The sequence below is a fragment of the Corallococcus sp. AB018 genome, assembly GCF_003986945.1.
GTDB classification, from domain to species: domain Bacteria; phylum Myxococcota; class Myxococcia; order Myxococcales; family Myxococcaceae; genus Corallococcus; species Corallococcus exiguus.
In genome coordinates, this window is sequence record NZ_RAWR01000009.1 from 65,926 (window position 1) to 82,427 (window position 16,502).

At 68.0% G+C, this 16,502-nt stretch carries 15 protein-coding genes; 7 read left to right on the forward strand and 8 right to left on the reverse strand.

Translation table 11 applies throughout. From position 1 onward, the window contains the following. Positions 1-22 precede the first annotated feature (22 nt). Entirely contained in the window at positions 23-1,786 is a 1,764-nt protein-coding gene (locus D7Y11_RS03690) for a SulP family inorganic anion transporter (protein ID WP_158641885.1), read from the forward strand. Between the two features lie 121 nt (positions 1,787-1,907). Beyond that, positions 1,908-2,360, forward strand: coding sequence for a YciI family protein (locus D7Y11_RS03695; protein ID WP_126933028.1), 453 nt, complete (start codon positions 1,908-1,910; stop codon positions 2,358-2,360). 18 nt (positions 2,361-2,378) lie between these two features. Here the strand turns inward: D7Y11_RS03695 and D7Y11_RS43735 are convergent, their stop codons facing one another. The 3 genes from D7Y11_RS43735 to D7Y11_RS03710 all read right to left on the reverse strand — a co-directional run bounded on the left by D7Y11_RS43735 (position 2,379) and on the right by D7Y11_RS03710 (position 4,116). Next, entirely contained in the window at positions 2,379-3,026 is a 648-nt protein-coding gene (locus D7Y11_RS43735) for a hypothetical protein (protein WP_169819534.1), read from the reverse strand. Then, complete coding sequence (locus D7Y11_RS03705) at positions 3,023-3,586, reverse strand: AHH domain-containing protein (RefSeq protein ID WP_120575214.1); 564 nt, start codon at positions 3,584-3,586, stop codon at positions 3,023-3,025. Before D7Y11_RS03705 ends, D7Y11_RS43735 begins: the two co-directional genes overlap by 4 nt. Before the next feature lie 200 nt (positions 3,587-3,786). Next, positions 3,787-4,116 carry a hypothetical protein gene (locus D7Y11_RS03710; protein WP_126933029.1) on the reverse strand — a complete coding sequence of 110 codons (330 nt, stop codon included), beginning with the start codon at positions 4,114-4,116 and terminating at the stop codon, positions 3,787-3,789. A 91-nt stretch (positions 4,117-4,207) separates the two neighbouring features. Between D7Y11_RS03710 and D7Y11_RS03715 the strand changes: the two genes are divergently transcribed. Next, positions 4,208-4,816 carry a hypothetical protein gene (locus D7Y11_RS03715; protein WP_126933030.1) on the forward strand — a complete coding sequence of 203 codons (609 nt, stop codon included), beginning with the start codon at positions 4,208-4,210 and terminating at the stop codon, positions 4,814-4,816. A 22-nt stretch (positions 4,817-4,838) separates the two neighbouring features. On the opposite strand, the gene D7Y11_RS03720 is transcribed toward D7Y11_RS03715, so the two are convergent. Further along, positions 4,839-6,497: an amidase gene (locus tag D7Y11_RS03720; protein WP_126933031.1), complete on the reverse strand. Its 1,659-nt coding sequence runs from the start codon at positions 6,495-6,497 to the stop codon at positions 4,839-4,841. A 160-nt stretch (positions 6,498-6,657) separates the two neighbouring features. On the opposite strand from D7Y11_RS03720, the gene D7Y11_RS03725 reads away from it, so the two are divergent. Continuing rightward, positions 6,658-7,548, forward strand: a complete 891-nt coding sequence (locus tag D7Y11_RS03725) for a hypothetical protein (protein WP_126933032.1) — start codon at positions 6,658-6,660, stop codon at positions 7,546-7,548. A 117-nt stretch (positions 7,549-7,665) separates the two neighbouring features. Here D7Y11_RS03725 and D7Y11_RS03730 read toward each other — a convergent pair whose 3' ends face one another. Then, entirely contained in the window at positions 7,666-8,571 is a 906-nt protein-coding gene (locus tag D7Y11_RS03730) for a bile acid:sodium symporter family protein (RefSeq protein WP_126933033.1), read from the reverse strand. Between the two features lie 408 nt (positions 8,572-8,979). On the opposite strand from D7Y11_RS03730, the gene D7Y11_RS03735 reads away from it, so the two are divergent. Beyond that, entirely contained in the window at positions 8,980-9,777 is a 798-nt protein-coding gene (locus tag D7Y11_RS03735; protein WP_126933034.1) for a hypothetical protein, read from the forward strand. Between the two features lie 128 nt (positions 9,778-9,905). Then, positions 9,906-11,639 (forward strand): S8 family serine peptidase, encoded by a 1,734-nt coding sequence (locus D7Y11_RS03740; protein ID WP_199753685.1) that lies wholly within the window; start codon positions 9,906-9,908, stop codon positions 11,637-11,639. An 82-nt stretch (positions 11,640-11,721) separates the two neighbouring features. Here the strand turns inward: D7Y11_RS03740 and D7Y11_RS03745 are convergent, their stop codons facing one another. After that, complete coding sequence (locus D7Y11_RS03745) at positions 11,722-13,749, reverse strand: zinc-dependent metalloprotease family protein (protein ID WP_126933035.1); 2,028 nt, start codon at positions 13,747-13,749, stop codon at positions 11,722-11,724. A gap of 130 nt (positions 13,750-13,879) precedes the next feature. After that, positions 13,880-14,476 (reverse strand): macro domain-containing protein, encoded by a 597-nt coding sequence (locus tag D7Y11_RS03750; protein WP_120575205.1) that lies wholly within the window; start codon positions 14,474-14,476, stop codon positions 13,880-13,882. 54 nt (positions 14,477-14,530) lie between these two features. Between D7Y11_RS03750 and D7Y11_RS03755 the strand changes: the two genes are divergently transcribed. Further along, entirely contained in the window at positions 14,531-15,256 is a 726-nt protein-coding gene (locus D7Y11_RS03755) for a S9 family peptidase (protein WP_126933036.1), read from the forward strand. Here D7Y11_RS03755 and D7Y11_RS03760 read toward each other — a convergent pair. Then, complete coding sequence (locus tag D7Y11_RS03760) at positions 15,243-16,364, reverse strand: hypothetical protein (protein ID WP_126933037.1); 1,122 nt, start codon at positions 16,362-16,364, stop codon at positions 15,243-15,245. The two genes, D7Y11_RS03755 and D7Y11_RS03760, sit on opposite strands and share 14 nt — an antisense overlap. Positions 16,365-16,502 lie beyond the last annotated feature (138 nt).

Here is a 16,502-nt window from a genome sequence, read left to right on the forward strand (position 1 = left end):
GCCCCTGAAAGGCGTGTCGTCCATGCGTTCGACGACCGCTCTCTCCAAGCCATCCTTCTCGACCCGGCGTGCGGGCGAGCTCATCCACAGCTGGCGCGAGATGGTACAGCCCAGCAGCCTGCCAGCCGACGCAGCCGCCGGCCTGAGCGTGGCGTGCGTGGCACTTCCTCTCAATGTCGCGCTCGCGACCGCCGCGGGACTGCCCGCGAGCGTGGGACTCGTCTCCGGCGTGGTGGCGGGCGTCGTGGGCGGGCTGTTCAGCGGCAGCCGCTTCCAGGTCACGGGCCCGGAGGCGGCGCTGCTGCCCCTGGCCGCGGCCATCGTGGCGGCGCACGGGGCCGTGGGCCTCGCCATCGCCACGGTGCTCGCGGGCGCCATGCAGGTGGCGTTGGGGCTCCTGCGCGCCGGGCGGTTCGCGCGGCTCATCCCACGTCCGGTGGTGATGGGCTTCACGGTGGGCATTGGTCTGCTGTTGCTCAACACGCAACTGCCGCGGCTGTTCGCGGTGGAGGACACGCACGCGGACGCCGTGGCGCTCGCGCTGCAGCACAACTGGGGCGAGCGCGTGGGCTGGCTCGGGGTTGCCGCCGGAGCCCTCACGGCGCTGGCCATGGTGGCCCTGCCCAAGGTGCACAAGCGCATCCCCGCGGTGCTCGTGGGGCTGACGATTGGCACCGTGCTCATGGTCTGGCTCGGGGCGGGCTACGACGCGGTGGGCGCCTTGCCGCGCTCGCTGCCCATGCCGACGCTGCCGTCCTTCGAGGGCGTGCACCTCGCGAGCCTCCTGCCGGCGGCCTTCGGCCTCGCGCTGCTTGCGTCGCTCGGCTCGCTGCTCGCGACGAGCTCGCTCGATGCGCTCACGGGTGCGAGCACCCACAGTGACCTGGACCAGGACCTGATGGCGCAAGGCCTGGCCAACATCACCGCCGGACTGATTGGCGGATTCCCGGTGATGGGCGCCATCGTGCGCGCCAGCGCTTCCATTCAAGCGGGCGCGCGCACCCGCGCCGCTTCCGTCATGCATGCACTGTGGCTCTTCGTGGCCATGGCGCTGCTCGCGCCGCTGGTGGCGCGCATCCCCATTGCCGCACTTACCGCCATCCTGCTGGTCGTGGGGGTGCGCCTGCTCAATCTGGAGGGCCTTGTTGCCATGTGGAATCAATCCAAGTCGACGTTGAGCGTGGTGCTCGTCACCGCGCTGGGAATCGCAATGTTCAACGTGTTTGTCGGCATCGGGGCCGGTCTCGCGCTGGCGAGCCTCCTCTACGTGCGTCGCCATGGCGCCCTGCGGCTGGAGGTGCAGCGGGTGACGGATGCGTCGCAGCTGCAGCGCGGCCTGCACATGCAGGCGCCGGAAGCGCTCAACGCCCCCGAGGCGCTGGACCTCATGGTGGCGCGTGTGGACGGGCCCATCCTGTTCATCAACCACCTCAAGCTCTACGACCTCGTGGACGGTCCGCCCTGGGCGAAGCTGGTGGTCATCGACCTGTCGAGGGTGTCGCTGGTGGACGCCGCCGGTGTGGCGACGCTCCAGTACCTGGCGGAGTTCCTCGCCGTGCGCAGCGCGCACCTGGCCCTGGTGAAGGTGCCGCCCCACCTGGAGGCCGCGCTCGAGCCGCTCTCGAAGCACCTGCTCGAAGGGCGGATGCACGGCTCGCTCGAGGGTGCGCTCCTGGGGGCGGGCCTCATGCAGCCCGCGCCCGTGGAGGAGCCTGTCGCCCACCCCGCGCACGCGTATACCGCCGCGCACAGCAGCGGGCTGGCGCTCGAGGGGCGGGGCGGATAGCCCGCCGCGCTCAACGGCGGCAGCGAGCCGGAGCCTCAACGGTTCCGGCTCGCGGAGCACCCGGTTTCACCGCGGGACAATGGCACGATGTCGGGTCAGCCCCCTAGGGTGCCCACACACCATGCTCACCACCACGCTGCTGTTGCTCGCCCTCTCCTCCACTCCTGCCGCGCCAGGCGCGCCGGCAACGAAGGCCGCGGCCCCGGCCGAGGAGAAGGTCGAGTTCGACAAGCACTACCTCGTCCTGCTCAAGCGCGCGCCCAACGCGCCCAAGATGGAGCCCGATGCCCTCCAGAAGCTGCAGGGCGAGCACCTCGCGCACCTCAATCGCATGGGGGAGAGCGGGAAGATGGTGCTCGCGGGCCCCTTCGACGAGCAGGACGACGTGGGCATGCGCGGCGCATGCATCTACCGCACGGCCACGAAGCAGGAGGCGCGGCAGCTCGCCGAGCAGGACCCGATGGTCAAGGCGGGCCGGCTGCAGGTGGAGGTGCTCGCCTGGTACACCGAGAAGGGCTACCTCGCCTTCCCCAAGGCGCCACCCGCGGAAGCGCCGAAGCCCCCGCGGAAGTAGCGGCTCAGGGCAGGTTCGTCACCGTTGGGGACGCCACCAGAGCCCCTTCCGTTCCGCGCGTTCACACGCCTGCCGGGCCTCCTCCGTGAAGCAGTAGAAGGAGAATTCGGGGACGGAGAACACCGGAGGAAAACCTCCCACTGGAGGTTCGAGGACAAGGGGGTGCGCCTTCTCCTTGCCTAGCAATCCCGCTCTGGACTGGTGGAAGGGCACCCCTTTCACCAGGGTACGTTCGCGGTCGAGGCAGTCGGTCTCCTCCAGCAGTTGGAGGATGACGAAGTCCTCGTTCTTCAGGGTCGGGTCTTCTAACGCGTGCCAGGTCCGTTGCCCGGTGAAGCGGTCGCGCACCAGGGACTTGATGCGTTCCGCGTAGATGACCGTGGGGATGAGTCGGTGGCGGAACGGCCCCACGGATTCGAGTACCCCCATCATGCGCCGAGAGAGCAGCAGCAGCCCCCGGGGCGCGGTGAACAGGTGATCGAGCCGGGCCGCGTTCTTCAAGTTGCCGACGAACTCGATGACCTCGGGAGCGCCTCGCTCCCGTTGATAGTCGATGCCCGGCTTGTGGAACGTGACGGACTCGAAGCCGTCGAACTCAATGAGGGTAGCGTCGAAGACACCTTCCTCCTCGATGTGCGAGATGTCGGCCGTCAATGCGTACATCATGCCGTGAGCGACTCCTCGTGGGAGGGCAACTCCAGCAGCGCCAGCTTCTTGCCCACGACGATTCCATCCTCGCTCAACTCCTTGAGGACATCCATGGGGAGGTTGCCAGACTCGATGGCCTCGCGAAGGTTCATCTCGATTTCGAGGAGCGCGTCTTCGATCTCGCGCGGCGTCAGGTTGGAGCCGGGCTTGCGCTTACCCAGGGCGTCATCCAGTGATTCCAGTGCATCATCCAGCAGCGTGGTGACGTAGCTGTTGTATTTGGGATGGCTGCCCAGGTGCATGATCTTCCCCTTCGGATCCTTGCAGGGCATGTCGAGGATGTTCGTGCCTCGGTCGATGGTGTAGCCCTCGATCCGCTCCAGGGCCTTGCGGATCAGCGGATGTCTCTGGGCAACCGCGTCCGGGATGAGGTGGTGCATGGGGTTACCGCTGCCAATGCGAACCTCCGCCGCCTTTCGAGCTGCCCGGCCGTGGGTCTTCTCCACCCAATCCAGGTAGTTCTTCCGGTAGCGACTGTAGATGCTGATGCGGGACGTCCCCTTACCGACCTTGAGCACGACCAGTCCGTCCTCGGTGACGGTGAGTGCTCCGAGTTCGTCGCCCAGGGCTTCGGAGTCATGCAGGACTGGAGGTAGCTGTTGGGACGCGTATAGGCGGGAGAGAAGCCATGTTGAGGGTAAGAGCTGGAGTGGAGGGGCCGAGGAGGACTGGCGCTGAGACGTAAGGGCAGACGCATCCCAGGTCAGTGGGCGCGGCGTCAGTCGGACGCTTCGTCGTCGCGAAGACTTCGGGTGAGTCGGTCGACCCACTTCGCGTCTCGACGTGCCACTCCCTGCCGCAGCCTGTCCAGCCAGTCCGGCGAACCGATGGGGTCCATCCAACCGCCGACATACGGTGAAACCAGCGCCTGGCTTTCACAGCCGGCCTCACGCAGGCGCATCACCTCCTGCCATGCGGCCGCGCAGTCCCGGGTCATCCCGGCGACATCAAGGTCGCCGCCATTGCCCGGCACGGCCCCTTCCCACAGCGCCTGGTTCTGGAGGCCGTGCTCGCCCAGTTCGGCCAGCATCGCATTCAGCGAGCACACGATGGCTTCCTGTAGCGCGAGCAATGCATTGCCCCGTACGGTTGACGGTGCGGCTCGACTTCGAAGGGGGACGCATGGTGCAATGACGCACATGCCCAGAGTGTTTCTCTACAATCCCTTCAAGAGCGACTGCATCGAAGACCTCATCGACAGGTGGATCAAGGCAGAGGAGACGCGGGGCTGGACCAAGGACCTGGTGCGGGTGCGACACGGCCCGGACAAGCCGCTCGGCGACCTGAAGAGCGGTGACACGCTCTACATCATTGGCCACGGCGACGTGACGCCGAACCACATGGTCGACCGGGGCCCCATGGAAGGTGGCACCCAGGAAGTCCTCCAGCCGCACGAGCTTGCCTCACGGGTGTTCTCGGACGGGCTGACCGACAAGGCGATCACCATCAAGATCTACAGTTGTCTGGCGGCCCGGGGCATCCTGGACAGCTTCGCCACGAACGCGGCGATCCAGATCAAGCTCAAATGTGGAAGCATGGGAGGGATGTCGTGCAAGTTCGACATCTACGGCTACGACGAGATCGTCTCCATCCTGGTCCTGAATCCCAAGACGGGGGAGTACGGTAAGTTCGTCGGTGAGCTGAAGGAGGACGTCACCGGCGTGAGCGAAGACACCATCGAGCTCACCACCGTGAAGGCAAGCTCCTCCAGAAAGCTGCTCGTCAAGAAGGGCTTCGGCTTCATGTAGCGGCCGAAGCCTCCGCCCTCCCCTACGCGCCGCGCAGGTCCACGCTCCGGACGAATCCAGGCTTGCGCCGCGCGTGCGAGGCCTGCTCGTAGGCATAGGCGAGCTTGAGCAACACGGACTCACTCCAGGCGCGGCCGAGGAAGGACACCCCCACCGGCAGCCCGTACACGTCACCCGCGGGCACCGTCAGGGTCGGGTAGCCGGACACGGCGGCGGGCGTGGAGCTGCTGCCCAGCCAGTGGTCGCCCAGCACCAGGTCGATGGGCCCCGCCGGTGCCTGCGTCGGAGCCACGAGCGCATCCAACTTGTGCTTGTTCATCACCGCGTCCAGGCCCTCGGCGCGCGAATACCGGCGGCACGCCGCGAGCGCCTTCTTGTAGGCGGTGTCCGTGAGCGGGCCCTTCTTCTGCGCCTGGAGCAGCAGCTCCTGGCCGAAGTAGGGCATCTCGCGTTCGCGGTTCTTCTCGTTGAAGGCGATGAGGTCCGCGAGCGTCCGCACGGGGGCGCCCTCCCCCAGCTGTGCGAGCCAGGCCTCCAGGCCCGCCTTGAACTCATACAGCATCACCTCCAACTCAGGCTCGTCGAGCTTCGCCAGGTTGGGCAGCACCACCGGATCCACCAGCACGGCCCCTTGCGCCTTCATCACTTCGAGCGCGCGCTCCACGACCGCGTCCGTGGCCGGGTGGTAGCCAAAGAACCGCTCGCGCGGGACACCGATGCGCGCCCCCTTGAGCCCCTGGAGGTCGAGGAACTTCGTGTAGTCCGGGTGGGCGCGGCCCTTGCCCGCGGCGGTGGCCGCGTCGCGTGGGTCCTCGCCCGCGAGCACGCTCAGCAGCGCCGCGGCGTCCGCCACGGTGCGCGTCATGGGACCCGCGGTGTCCTGGGTCGAGGAGATGGGGATGATGCCCGCGCGGCTGACGAGCCCCACCGTGGGCTTCAAACCCACCAGCGCACACGCGGACGCGGGTGAGACGATGGAGCCGTCCGTCTCCGTGCCCACCGACACGGCGCAGAAGCTGGCCGCGGTGGCCGCGCCCGAACCGGAGCTTGAACCGGAAGGGGTCCGGTCGAGCGCATAGGGATTGCGGCACAGGCCGCCACGTCCGCTCCAGCCGCTCATCGAGTGCGTGGAGCGGAAGTTGGCCCACTCGCTGAGGTTCGTCTTGCCCAGGAGGACGGCGCCAGCGGCGCGCAGCCGCTCCACGATGAACGCGTCACGCGGGGGAACAGCGCCCACCAGCGCGAGCGAGCCCGCGGTGGTCTGCATCTTGTCCGCCGTGGCGATGTTGTCCTTGATGAGCACGGGGATGCCGTGCAGCGGCCCGCGCGCGCCCTTCGCCTTGCGCTCGGCGTCCAGCGCGTCGGCCAGCGTGAGCGCGTCGGGGTTCAGTTCGATGACCGAACACAACGGCAGGTCCCCGGTGCGGTCGAGCGCACGGATGCGCTCGAGGTAGGCCTCCGTCAGCCCGCGCGCGGTGTGCTTGCCGGACTCCAGGCCCGCGCGCAGCTCCGCGACGGTCGCTTCCTCGAGCGCGAACGCCCCGGGCGCGGCGGCGGTCGGCGTGGCGGCGCGCGCATCGCGGGCGGCCAGCGCCCCCGTCACGGCCGCCGCGGCCCCGAGGAGCGTGCGGCGGGAGAGCCCCGTCGGGTTCACATCGGAAGCAACCGTCTTCTTCGTCATGGAGCAGGCACCCGTTCGTGGAGGGGCGCCAAGTGGACCCCATTCCCCCATCGGGAGGAAGAGCCGTGACGAGTGTCTTGTGACAAGGCTGGCACAATCCCAATCAGGGGCGGTGTCAGGGGCGTGTGATACAGATAATGCTTCACCTGGAGATCCCCCCATGCATCTACGTGCCCTTGCATTGACCTGCCTCACCGCGCTCGCGGCCTGTGACAACACCCCCATCGAAGCCGAGTCCCAGGAGGAGCTGGGCGTCAGCACCGCCGCGGAGACGGCGACCCGCCTCTACGCCACGGTGGGCAACAACGAGCTGAGCTTCGAGACGCTCGGCACCTTCGAGCAGCGTGACGGCGTCCGCGCGCTCGTCATCCGCGCCACCGCGAACCGCTACCTCGCGGACGTCCTCAGCTTCGTTCCGGACGACGCCTTCGGCGACGCGAACGTCATCAGCGAGCGCCGGTTCGAGATCGTCCTCCACGAGGGGCACGAGCTCAACACGATGCTCTCGGGCCTGCCGCTCTTCGTCAAGGTCACCACCAACACGGGCACGCCGCGCTCGTATACCGCGCGCATCGTGGTGGCCCCGCGCTTCTACGACTTCCGTGGCGACTCGGGCATCTGGATCGACGAGGCCGTCACCCCCCGCTACGTCGTCCAGGGCAACGAAAACCTCATCTACCGGGGCCACGCCGCGGTCGCCGGGTACACCGACTGGCTCTCCGTCACGGCGCCGGACGGCATCCCGTCCGTCTACGGCCGGCCCAACTACAAGCTCGACTGGACGTACACGAAGCTGCACGAGGCCATCGACCCGCACACGGTTCCGCTCGCCTTCAGTGCTGGCGGCGACAACGGCGCGACGATGCAGAAGACCGCCCGGCTGGTGGCGCGCGTGACGGAGTTCGCGCTCACCGACGGCGACGCCTACGACGTCTGGCCCAGCGCGCCCTGCGACCCCGCCGTCTCCGCCTGCTACCACTCGAAGCCCGCGGGCACGACGGACTTCAGCCAGTGCGGCACCTACCGCCAGGTCCTGCGCTGCACGTACTGAGCGACCCGCGGCAGGTGTAACCCAGCGGTCGTCGTGAACAGGCCTGTTCCCCCGTGAGGTGTCCTGGGGGAGCAGGCCTGTCGTGTCAGTGCTTCAGCCGTGCACGGACAAGGACGTTCACGGAGCCCTGCGCGGCTGCAGCTCCTCCGCGGTCGCGCTCGTGGCCTGTCTCCGGGCGACCAGGGCGCCGAAGACCCCGGCGGTGAAGAACATGATGACGCTGTAGATGGCCGCGGGAATGGCCATCACGCCGTCATTGAGCAACCGGGGGCTGGAGGCAATGGCGATGGCGAGCGTGCCGTTGTGGATGCCCACCTCCATCGCGATCGCCACCGCCTGCTTGCGCTCGACACGCAGCAGGATGGGCACCACGAAACCCACCGCCATGCTGGCCAGGTTGAAGGCAAGCGCCGCGAGCCCCACGCTCTGGAAGTACGTGCCCAGCTGGTCCCGCTCCTTGAGCGTCGCCGCGAGCACCACGAGCACCAGGAACAGCGCCGAGATGATGCGCACGGGCCGGTCCAGGCCATTCGCGAGCGCCGGCCGCTTCGCGCGCACAAGCATTCCCAGCGAGATGGGCACCAGGACGATGCCGAACACCTGGACGATCTTGGCGAACTGCAACGGAATGGCGCGCTCCTCCCCCATGAAGTGCGCCAGGGAGAAGTTCACGATGAGCGGCAGCGTGAGCAACGACAGCACGCTGTTGACCGCCGTCAGGCTGACGTTCAGCGCGACATCGCCCTTGGCCAGGTGGCTGAAGAGGTTCGCGGTCGCACCGCCCGGCGTGGCGGAGAGCAGCATCAACCCCACGGCGAGTTGGGGAGGCAGCCCGAAGCCGGTCGCGATGGCGTAACAGACCGCGGGCATGAGCAGCGTCTGACAGCCCAGGCCCACCAGCGCCGCGCGCGGATACACCGCCACGCGGCGGAAGTCCGCGAGGGTGAGGCTCAGCCCGAGGCCGAGCATGATCACCCCCAGGGCAATCGGCAGGAACACTTCCGTGATGACACTGCTCTGCATGGCGGGCCCCCAGCGAAAGCACACACTCTGCCAGAAAGACCCGCTCCGCAGGAGCCCGAGCCCAACCCGCCCCACCGCACCGCGACGCTGGCTGGGCTACGAGCACCTGGCCCTGGGCTTCAAGGACGACCCCGCGAAGACCTCCGGGTTCGACGACGAGGGCCAGCGCGCCAGCGACAGCTCCTACTCGTACTTCAACTCGGGCTGGAGTTCAGCACGCGCATCGCGCCCGGACCGCTCAGTGAGCTGTACGGCTGACGCCCCAGCGAAGCGCGTCCTTCCCGGCCAGCGCTGCGTTATCTTCGGACGCAGCGCTCCCGGTGTGAGCCCATCCTCCACGAGCCGGCCCGCGCTGGCACATGGATTGCTGCCGCCCCTCCTGCACCCCATTCCATCCCCAAGGACGCAATGCCAACGACGCTCAACAGGAAGCCTGCGCCGCCTGAAGAGACTCACATCCAGGTGACTCCCGGGCTGTCCATCAGTGGTGCGACCATCGCGGACAAAGGAACTCTGGGTGCGTTCGTCCAGATTGGAGGCGTCAATTGCCTTCTGACGAACCACCACGTCGCGTTTTCGGATGAGGCCGAGCAACAGAAGGAGCTCCAGCAGCGGATGCCCATGCGAGCAACCTTGTACGAAAGGCCGCTGCCGGCCTGGTGGACCAAGGCCACGACCAACAAGTTGCTCCCCATCTTCCACCCCAAGTACGGCGGGGGTGGAAATCGCCTGGCGCGTGTCATCGCCTATGCGACGCCGATGCTTGCCAACAAGGCGCTGGATGTCGCCATCTGCCCCTTGGAAGACAACGTCAACTTCAGCTTCTACGCCCGTGGGAATCCGCCGTATCTCATTGGGCCAGCAGTGGCCCCACGCCTCGGCATGATCGTGAAGAAGTCAGGGGCGGTGACCGGAGTCACCTACGGGCGGGTTCATCATCTCGACGACAGAATGCTGATCATCCAGGCAATCCAGTCCCCTGTCACCAATGACAAGGGCGTGCAGTTCGTCATCATGCCCTTCGCAGGCGGCGCCGTCGCCGACCATGGCGACTCGGGGTCCGTCTGGGTCGATGCCGAGACGAATGAGGCGGTTGGGCTGCTTTACGCCGGAAAGTACGACCTGGAGGCCCGGGACAACTACTCGCTCGCCACGCGAATGGACGTTCTTGAGAGGGAATTCAAGTTCACGTTCACGAGGAACTGACCCTCCTGTTTCCGATACCGCCTTGGAGGCCCTTTCTGGTTCGATGGCAGCCCCCCATCCTCTCAAGGACCCTTGCCATGACAGTGCATTCTTCACTTCATCCTCGCGCCAGGGGATTGGCTGCCTTTTTGACGCTGACGCCCCTGCTCGCGTTCGGGTCCTCGGGCCAGCAAACCCGGGCGGTGGATCCGTATCCCACGGACCGCATCATCGTCCGCTACCGCGACCATGCCGCGGCCCGGAAGAGCGCCGACGCCGCGCGGTTGGCAAGCCGCCAGGTCATGGACGTGGCCCTGCAGCGCGGACTGGGCGCCCGGCAACTGCGCACCGACGGGCGGGGAGCGCAGGTGTGGGCCGTGGACCGGAAGATGGCGTATGAGGAAGCCCTGGCGTTGGCCCAGCGGATATCCGGCGCCAACCCGGAGGTGGAGTACGCCGAGCCGGACCTCATCATGCGGCCCACGCTGGTGCCGAATGATCCGCTCTACGCCTTCCAGCCCAATCTCTCCCCTTCCCTTCCGGGCATCAACGCCCCCGCCGCGTGGGACCGCGCCCGAGGGGCCGGCGTGGTCGTCGCGGTGGTGAACACCGGGTATCGCCCGCATGTCGACCTGGCCGCCAACCTCCTGGGGGGATACGACTTCGTCACGCTTCCCTTCTGGGGTGGTGCCGTCAATCCCAATGACGGCGATGGGCGCGACGGCGATGCGCGGGATCCGGGCGACTGGTGCGTCAGCGATCCCAATCGACAGACCAGCTCATGGCACGGCACCCACGTGGCCGGCACCATCGGCGCTCTGACGAACAATGGCCTGGGCGTCGCGGGCGTGGCCCATGGCGCCAGAATCCTGCCGGTGCGCGTGCTTGGCATGTGCGGCGGCTACACGTCTGACATCGCGGACGGCATCCAGTGGGCCGCGGGCGCGCCGGTCGCTGGAGTGCCTGACAACACGACTCCCGCGCGCGTGATCAATCTGTCGCTGGGGGGCCCCGGCGCCTGCAACTACACCTACGCCAATGCCATCGACAGCGCTCGGCTCCGGGGGGCGGTCGTGGTTGTTGCCGCGGGCAACAGCGGCACTGACGCCGCAAACTCCGCGCCGGCCAATTGCCCGGGGGTGGTCGCCGTGGCCTCGCTGGATGCATCGGGCGCCCGGTCGTGGTTCTCGAATCACGGTCCGACGGTGGCGCTCGCGGCGCCCGGGGAGAATGTCCTCTCGACGTACAACTCGGGCACCACCGTCCCGGGGAGCGACACGTATGACTACAGCTCCGGCACCTCCATGGCCGCGCCGCACGTGGCGGGCGTGGCGGCGCTGATGTTGTCGGCCAACCCATTCTTGCGAGTCGACGCGGTGACCTCGTTGTTGCGCTCCACGTCCAGGCCCTTCCCGGCGGCTTGCATGGGGTGCGGCATTGGCATCGTCGACGCGACCGCCGCCGTGAATGCCGCGGTCAGCTACGGAGCGGCCAACCCCATTGCCCAGTCGAGCTTCTTCGTGCAGCAGCTCTACTACGACGTGCTCAAGCGCAAGCCAGACACCTCCGGGTGGAACTACCATCTGGGTCTGCTGAACGCGTGCAATGGCGACCCGACGTGCGTGGCCTCCACCCGGGCCACCATCGCGCTCGACATGCTCCGGTCGCCGGAGAGCCAGTCGATGTACCCCGAGCTCAACCCGTCATCGCCCAACTACGACGACGCATTCCTCAACCACGTCTATTGGAAGTTCCTCCAACGCACCCGCGACCCCGACGGCGTCCTCTTCTGGTACCGGTACCTGCTCGATACGGGGGATTACAGGGGCGTCGTCAACGGACTCATCACGTCCTCTGAGTACCGGCAGCGCTTCGGCCCGTAGGGAGGAACCCGGCACGCGCCGGGTGGCAACAGGGAGAGGCAGGCGGTCCGCGTCGGGAGGTGCACGCGGACCGCCGCTTCCGTCACCGCGCGCTGCCGACCACGTTCACCGTGGCCGTGGCACTGGCCGCGATGCCGAACTCATCTTGATTGATGATCAGGTCCACGGTGTGCGTGCCGCGCGCGCCTGGAGGCACGGTCTTGGTCATCGTGAAGGTGTAGTCGCCGCCCGGAGGCAGGTTGACGCCCCAGTCAGACAAGGACGTGTCCCAGCCATCCGGCAGGGTGCTCCAGAAGTCGTACCAGACCCAATTGCACGAGGCGGAGTCGTTGTTGATGACGCTCACCGTCCACGTGACGTCCGAGCCCGGGGCCGCCGTCACGGTCGCGGGCGAGAGCGACAGCGTGGGCGGCGTCGCGATGCAACGCTCGACGACCTCCACCGTGGCAGTGCCCTGCACACTCTGACTGCCTCTCGTGATGGTGACACCCGCCGTGTAGAGCCCGGGCGGCGTGCTGTAGGGCACATATGTCTGGAGGCCCAGGGTGTCGGTGCTGGAGGCGGCGACCGTGCGCTGCGCGGGCAGCGGGTCAAAGCCCCAGCCCGGGGGGATGATGGCGGAGAGTTGGAAGGTGCTCGGACCGCAGCCGGCCGAATCCCGGTTGATCAACTCCAGCGCGAACTCCGGCCGCGCTCCGGGCCAGAAGGTCGGCTCCAGGGGCGTCACCCGCACTTCGGGCACGGCCTGCACACAGGTCGTCGTGCGGTACTGGATGCTCACCGTCAGCCCCGCGGCCGTCGCCGCATCCACCGTGAGGGAGAGGTCGCTGTACGGGTCATTCCACGTCGTGCCCGGCAACAGGGCTGGGTCGCCCCAGGAGGACGTCCCCGGCGTGAAGTCGAGCAGGTGGGTGCCATCCCGCGTGTCCGCGTCCTCCAGGTGGATGAGCGCGCCGCCGAACACCTGGGACGCCAACGTCGACTCGAAGAACCCCACGGGCCGGCGGTACTCCACCCAAAGCCAGTCGTTGGCACCAGCGCGCCGGCGCACCTTGAGCGCCTTGAGTCCACCGGACGCCACCACCGGTGCGAGCGTGAAGGTGCCGCCGGTGCCCTCCACCTGGGCCACCGCGGATGAATCCAACCAGCCGATGCGTGCCTTGTGCGGCGCCGCGTAGTGGCCCAGGTTCCAATCGCCCATCGACGAGAAGAGGTCCCCGTACTCGTCGATGGTCCCCAGGGTGCCCGGCATGCCCAGCGGCTGCGCGCCGAAGTCGCGCGAACTCGCGTGGTTCAGCGAGAGGTTGTGACCTGCCTCATGTGTCACCAGCTTCACGGCGGTGTCGTGGCTCGTCATCCAGTCCGCGACGAGCCAGGCCATGGAGGCCGTCACGGTGCCATCCGCCGTCGCGACCTGTCCGCAAGACAAGGTGGCCTGCCCCGCGTAGGCGCAACCCTGCGTGGGATTGGGGTGGACGATGAAGATGCGGTCGTACTGCCGGAAGTCCACGTCCGCGTCCGCCGCGCGCACGGCCGCGTCACGCATGGCGTCCGTCTCCGAGCAGGAATAGGCGCGGTCCAGCGTGTACCAGCCCCGCACGTTGCCCGTGGTCGTGGTGCGGCCCTCGGACACCTCACTCCAGTAGGTCGCGAGCGAGCGCTGCGTGGTGGAGAAGAACGCATCATGGATTCCCTGCGGGGTGGCTGCCGGCTGGGGCATGCCCGGGAAGGCCGCGAGGATGACGAGGCTGCGCTGCACCCCGGTGACGCCACACTCGCCCGAAGTGGCCTGCACGGCCGCGGCGTGGCGGTCCACGTCCACGCTCCGGGCCATGAAGCGCTGCTCCCCCTGGGTCCCGCGCAGCGTTACCCGCTGACCGCTGCGCAACCCCTCCGGTGTTCCACCGGTGAAGACCAGCGGCAGATGCTTGTCCCCGACGAAGAGGAAGAACTCCTCACGTGACGCCTTGAACGACGGCGCATCCACGACCCGGACTTCGAGCTCGCCCTGAACCACCTGTTCATGGGCCGCGTGCTCCTCAGGGTTGGAAACCTGCGTGTTACAGGCCGCGAGCCATATGAGCGCGGCGATGAGGCACATGCGGGACATTTCCCCTCCGGCGAACGGTGGCCTGGCGCGGGAGTGCGACGGGCGACCGCCGCGCGCCTTGAGCCCCCGGCCGCGCGCGTGCGCAATGCATCATCCGGAGATGTCACGCGGATTTTAGAGAGGCTCCGTCCTACACGGAGCGCATCGCGCGGTGCACGAGGTGGATGTCCCGGAAGGATGGGATGCGCGCGGGGTCGAGGACGTGCATCAACGCCATCCGCATCTGGACGGCGCAGCGCCGGACATCCATCCCGCCAATGCCAGTGCCGAGCCCCGGGCAGACCAGGGTGCGAATGGCCTGAGCGCCCGCGGACTGGTTGTGGCGCTTCACGGCGAGCAGGACGGCGCGGAACGCGAGATAGGCGTGAACCGTCTGCGCGATGCTCTCCGGGATGCGCATGGTCGGCGCGGCCACGAGAAACGGCCAGCGCGTATCGCCGGAGGGGACGACCACCGCGGCGCCGACGGGAAGCTCGCCGTGGTGCTCCGCCAGGATGGCACGCTGCACGGCCTCCTGGACCTGGAGGCCCAGGGTGTCGCGGATCGCCAGGTCCAATCCGCCGTCCATGATGCCGAAGCTGTTGGCCGGACTGACCATGGCATCCGTCGGAATGGCGAAGAAGTCCTCCTCCCGCACGGCGACGAAGTCGAACGGATCAAAGGCTTCCGTCCAGGCCCGCACCAACTGCGGTGAGCGGTCGATGAGGTAGATCTTCTCGGGGAGCATATCCTGGGGTCTAGCACTTCGCGGCAAGTGCCCTCGCCACAAAGGAGTCTGACCATGAGTCTCCACACGTCGCGTTTCGTCCTGGCCCGGGCTCCCGTGATGGGCGTCCACCAGGGGTCGAGGCAGGAAGCGCTCCGTCGGGGCGTGGTCCTCTTCTTCCACGGGCTGGGCGGGGGCACGGAGGTCCACGAGCGCGAGCTGCGGCTCTTCGCGGATCAGGGGCTCTTCGCGGTGGGCGTGGACGCCGTGGGACACGGCGAGCGCCGCTTCCCGGACTTCGACGCGCGCTTCGCCGATGGGAATCCCCGCGGGCTGGAGGAGTTCCTCGACGTGGTCGAGGCCACCGCGAGCGAGGTGCCCGCCCTGCTCGATGCGCTGGTGGGTGAACACGGCGCGGACCCGGCTCGCCTGGGAATCGGCGGTGTCTCCCTGGGCGGATACATCACCTACGCGGCGCTCGTGCGGGAGCCGCGGCTGCGCGCCGCAGTGCCGTTCCTCGGCTCACCGGAGTGGGGCCTGCCCAGACCGGCCAGCCCGCACCGATACCCGCAGCGCTTCTTCCCCACGGCCCTCTTCAGCCAGACCGGAGGGAAGGACGACGTGGTGCCTCCCGGTCCCGCGAAGGCGCTCCACGAGCAACTGAAGCCCCTCTATGCCGAGGCCCCGGAGCGGCTGCGCCACCGCGAGTTCCCGGAGTCCGGCCACATGATGCGAGAAGCGGACTGGCAGGAGGCGACCCGCGACGCGGCGGACTGGCTGTCACGCTTCATCTTGCGCTGACGGCCGGGGCCGCACCGCACGTGGCTTCGTACTCCTGGAGCCTGTGCTTGAAGCGCTCACGCTCAGGGGTGGGCCACTCGATGGGCAGCTCGTCCACGGCCTGCCGTTGCGCGGCCAGCGCCTCGGGACACCGATGGAGCCCGAAGTGCGCGGCGGCGGCGGTTTCCAGCACGTAGGGATTGGGGTGTTCCCGCTGCTCGGAGTCATGCAGCGCGGGGCGGATGGCCGAAAGGGCAGCGGCGTACTGCCCCGCCTGGACCTGCCGCCATGAATGTTCCGTGGCGACCCACCGGGCCCGGGGCGCCAGCGCGTATGCCCGTTCGATGACCGCTGGATACTCCGGCGCCTGGGGTTCGTGCAGGGCGAGTTGCATGGCCAGGTTGATCCAGGCCGCCGAGCTCTCCGGGAAGCGTGACACCCTCAGCCGGGCCCATCCCATCTTCTGCTCCAGGGGCAGCTTGTATTTGTAGTTCCCTCCCCTGCTGCACGTGACGGCGAACAGGTACTCCGAGGCGAACCGGTGGCCGGCGAGCGTCGCGGGCTGGAAGGGGTGCGCGCCCAGTTGCTCGATGAAGCTCCGTGAGAACTCCCCCGCCCCGTCCTCGATGACATCGCAGCCCCGCATCCGCCCGTCCGCGGAGATATGGCATTGGACGATGACGACCGCGAACTCGACGCCCCCCGGGAGCTTCTTCACATCCGGGTACCTCAACGGGTGTTCGCCGCGCTTGGGCGCTTGGAACTCCTTCTCCAGGTACGTGCATGCCGGCTCATGGCCCGCGTCACACGCGGCCCGCAGGTCCCCCAGCGCCCGGAGGACCTCGCCTTCCGTGGGCTTGCCCTTCAAGGTCCGGACGACCTCTTCGTGGACGAGGGCCGCCTGTGCGGCGTCCAACTCCAGGGCGGGAGCATCGGTCTCCGCCCTGCGGAGGACGGGCACCCCGAAGTTCTCCGCATCCAGGAGATACGGATAGGAGGCCTTGTGCCGCAGGTAGGCGTCCATCGCCATGGTCAGGTGACCATGGTTCGCGTTGGGAGGAGGAAGGCCGTAGTGGCTGCATCCGGACAACAGCCCCAGCACTGCAAGAAAGACAAAGCACCCGCGCATGGACGCGCACTCTAAGCCATCCCGACTAATTCCGTTCAGGGGTGTTGGCCCAGATGGGGAGCCTGCCGCGCCTGCGGACGCGGCGCAGCAGGAGAACGGCCTCATCATAGAAGGCGTCACGGTCCGCCGTCAGCATGC

Bases quoted from the DNA above. Each gene is read 5' to 3' on its own strand.
- D7Y11_RS03690 (WP_158641885.1), top strand. From the start codon at position 23: ATGCGTTCGACGACCGCTCTCTCCAAGCCATCCTTCTCGACCCGGCGT.
- D7Y11_RS03695 (WP_126933028.1), top strand. From the start codon at position 1,908: ATGCTCACCACCACGCTGCTGTTGCTCGCCCTCTCCTCCACTCCTGCC.
- D7Y11_RS43735 (WP_169819534.1), bottom strand. From the start codon at position 3,026: ATGATGTACGCATTGACGGCCGACATCTCGCACATCGAGGAGGAAGGT.
- D7Y11_RS03715 (WP_126933030.1), top strand. From the start codon at position 4,208: ATGCCCAGAGTGTTTCTCTACAATCCCTTCAAGAGCGACTGCATCGAA.
- D7Y11_RS03720 (WP_126933031.1), bottom strand. From the start codon at position 6,497: ATGACGAAGAAGACGGTTGCTTCCGATGTGAACCCGACGGGGCTCTCC.
- D7Y11_RS03725 (WP_126933032.1), top strand. From the start codon at position 6,658: ATGCATCTACGTGCCCTTGCATTGACCTGCCTCACCGCGCTCGCGGCC.
- D7Y11_RS03730 (WP_126933033.1), bottom strand. From the start codon at position 8,571: ATGCAGAGCAGTGTCATCACGGAAGTGTTCCTGCCGATTGCCCTGGGG.
- D7Y11_RS03735 (WP_126933034.1), top strand. From the start codon at position 8,980: ATGCCAACGACGCTCAACAGGAAGCCTGCGCCGCCTGAAGAGACTCAC.
- D7Y11_RS03745 (WP_126933035.1), bottom strand. From the start codon at position 13,749: ATGTCCCGCATGTGCCTCATCGCCGCGCTCATATGGCTCGCGGCCTGT.
- D7Y11_RS03750 (WP_120575205.1), bottom strand. From the start codon at position 14,476: ATGCTCCCCGAGAAGATCTACCTCATCGACCGCTCACCGCAGTTGGTG.
- D7Y11_RS03755 (WP_126933036.1), top strand. From the start codon at position 14,531: ATGAGTCTCCACACGTCGCGTTTCGTCCTGGCCCGGGCTCCCGTGATG.
- D7Y11_RS03760 (WP_126933037.1), bottom strand. From the start codon at position 16,364: ATGCGCGGGTGCTTTGTCTTTCTTGCAGTGCTGGGGCTGTTGTCCGGA.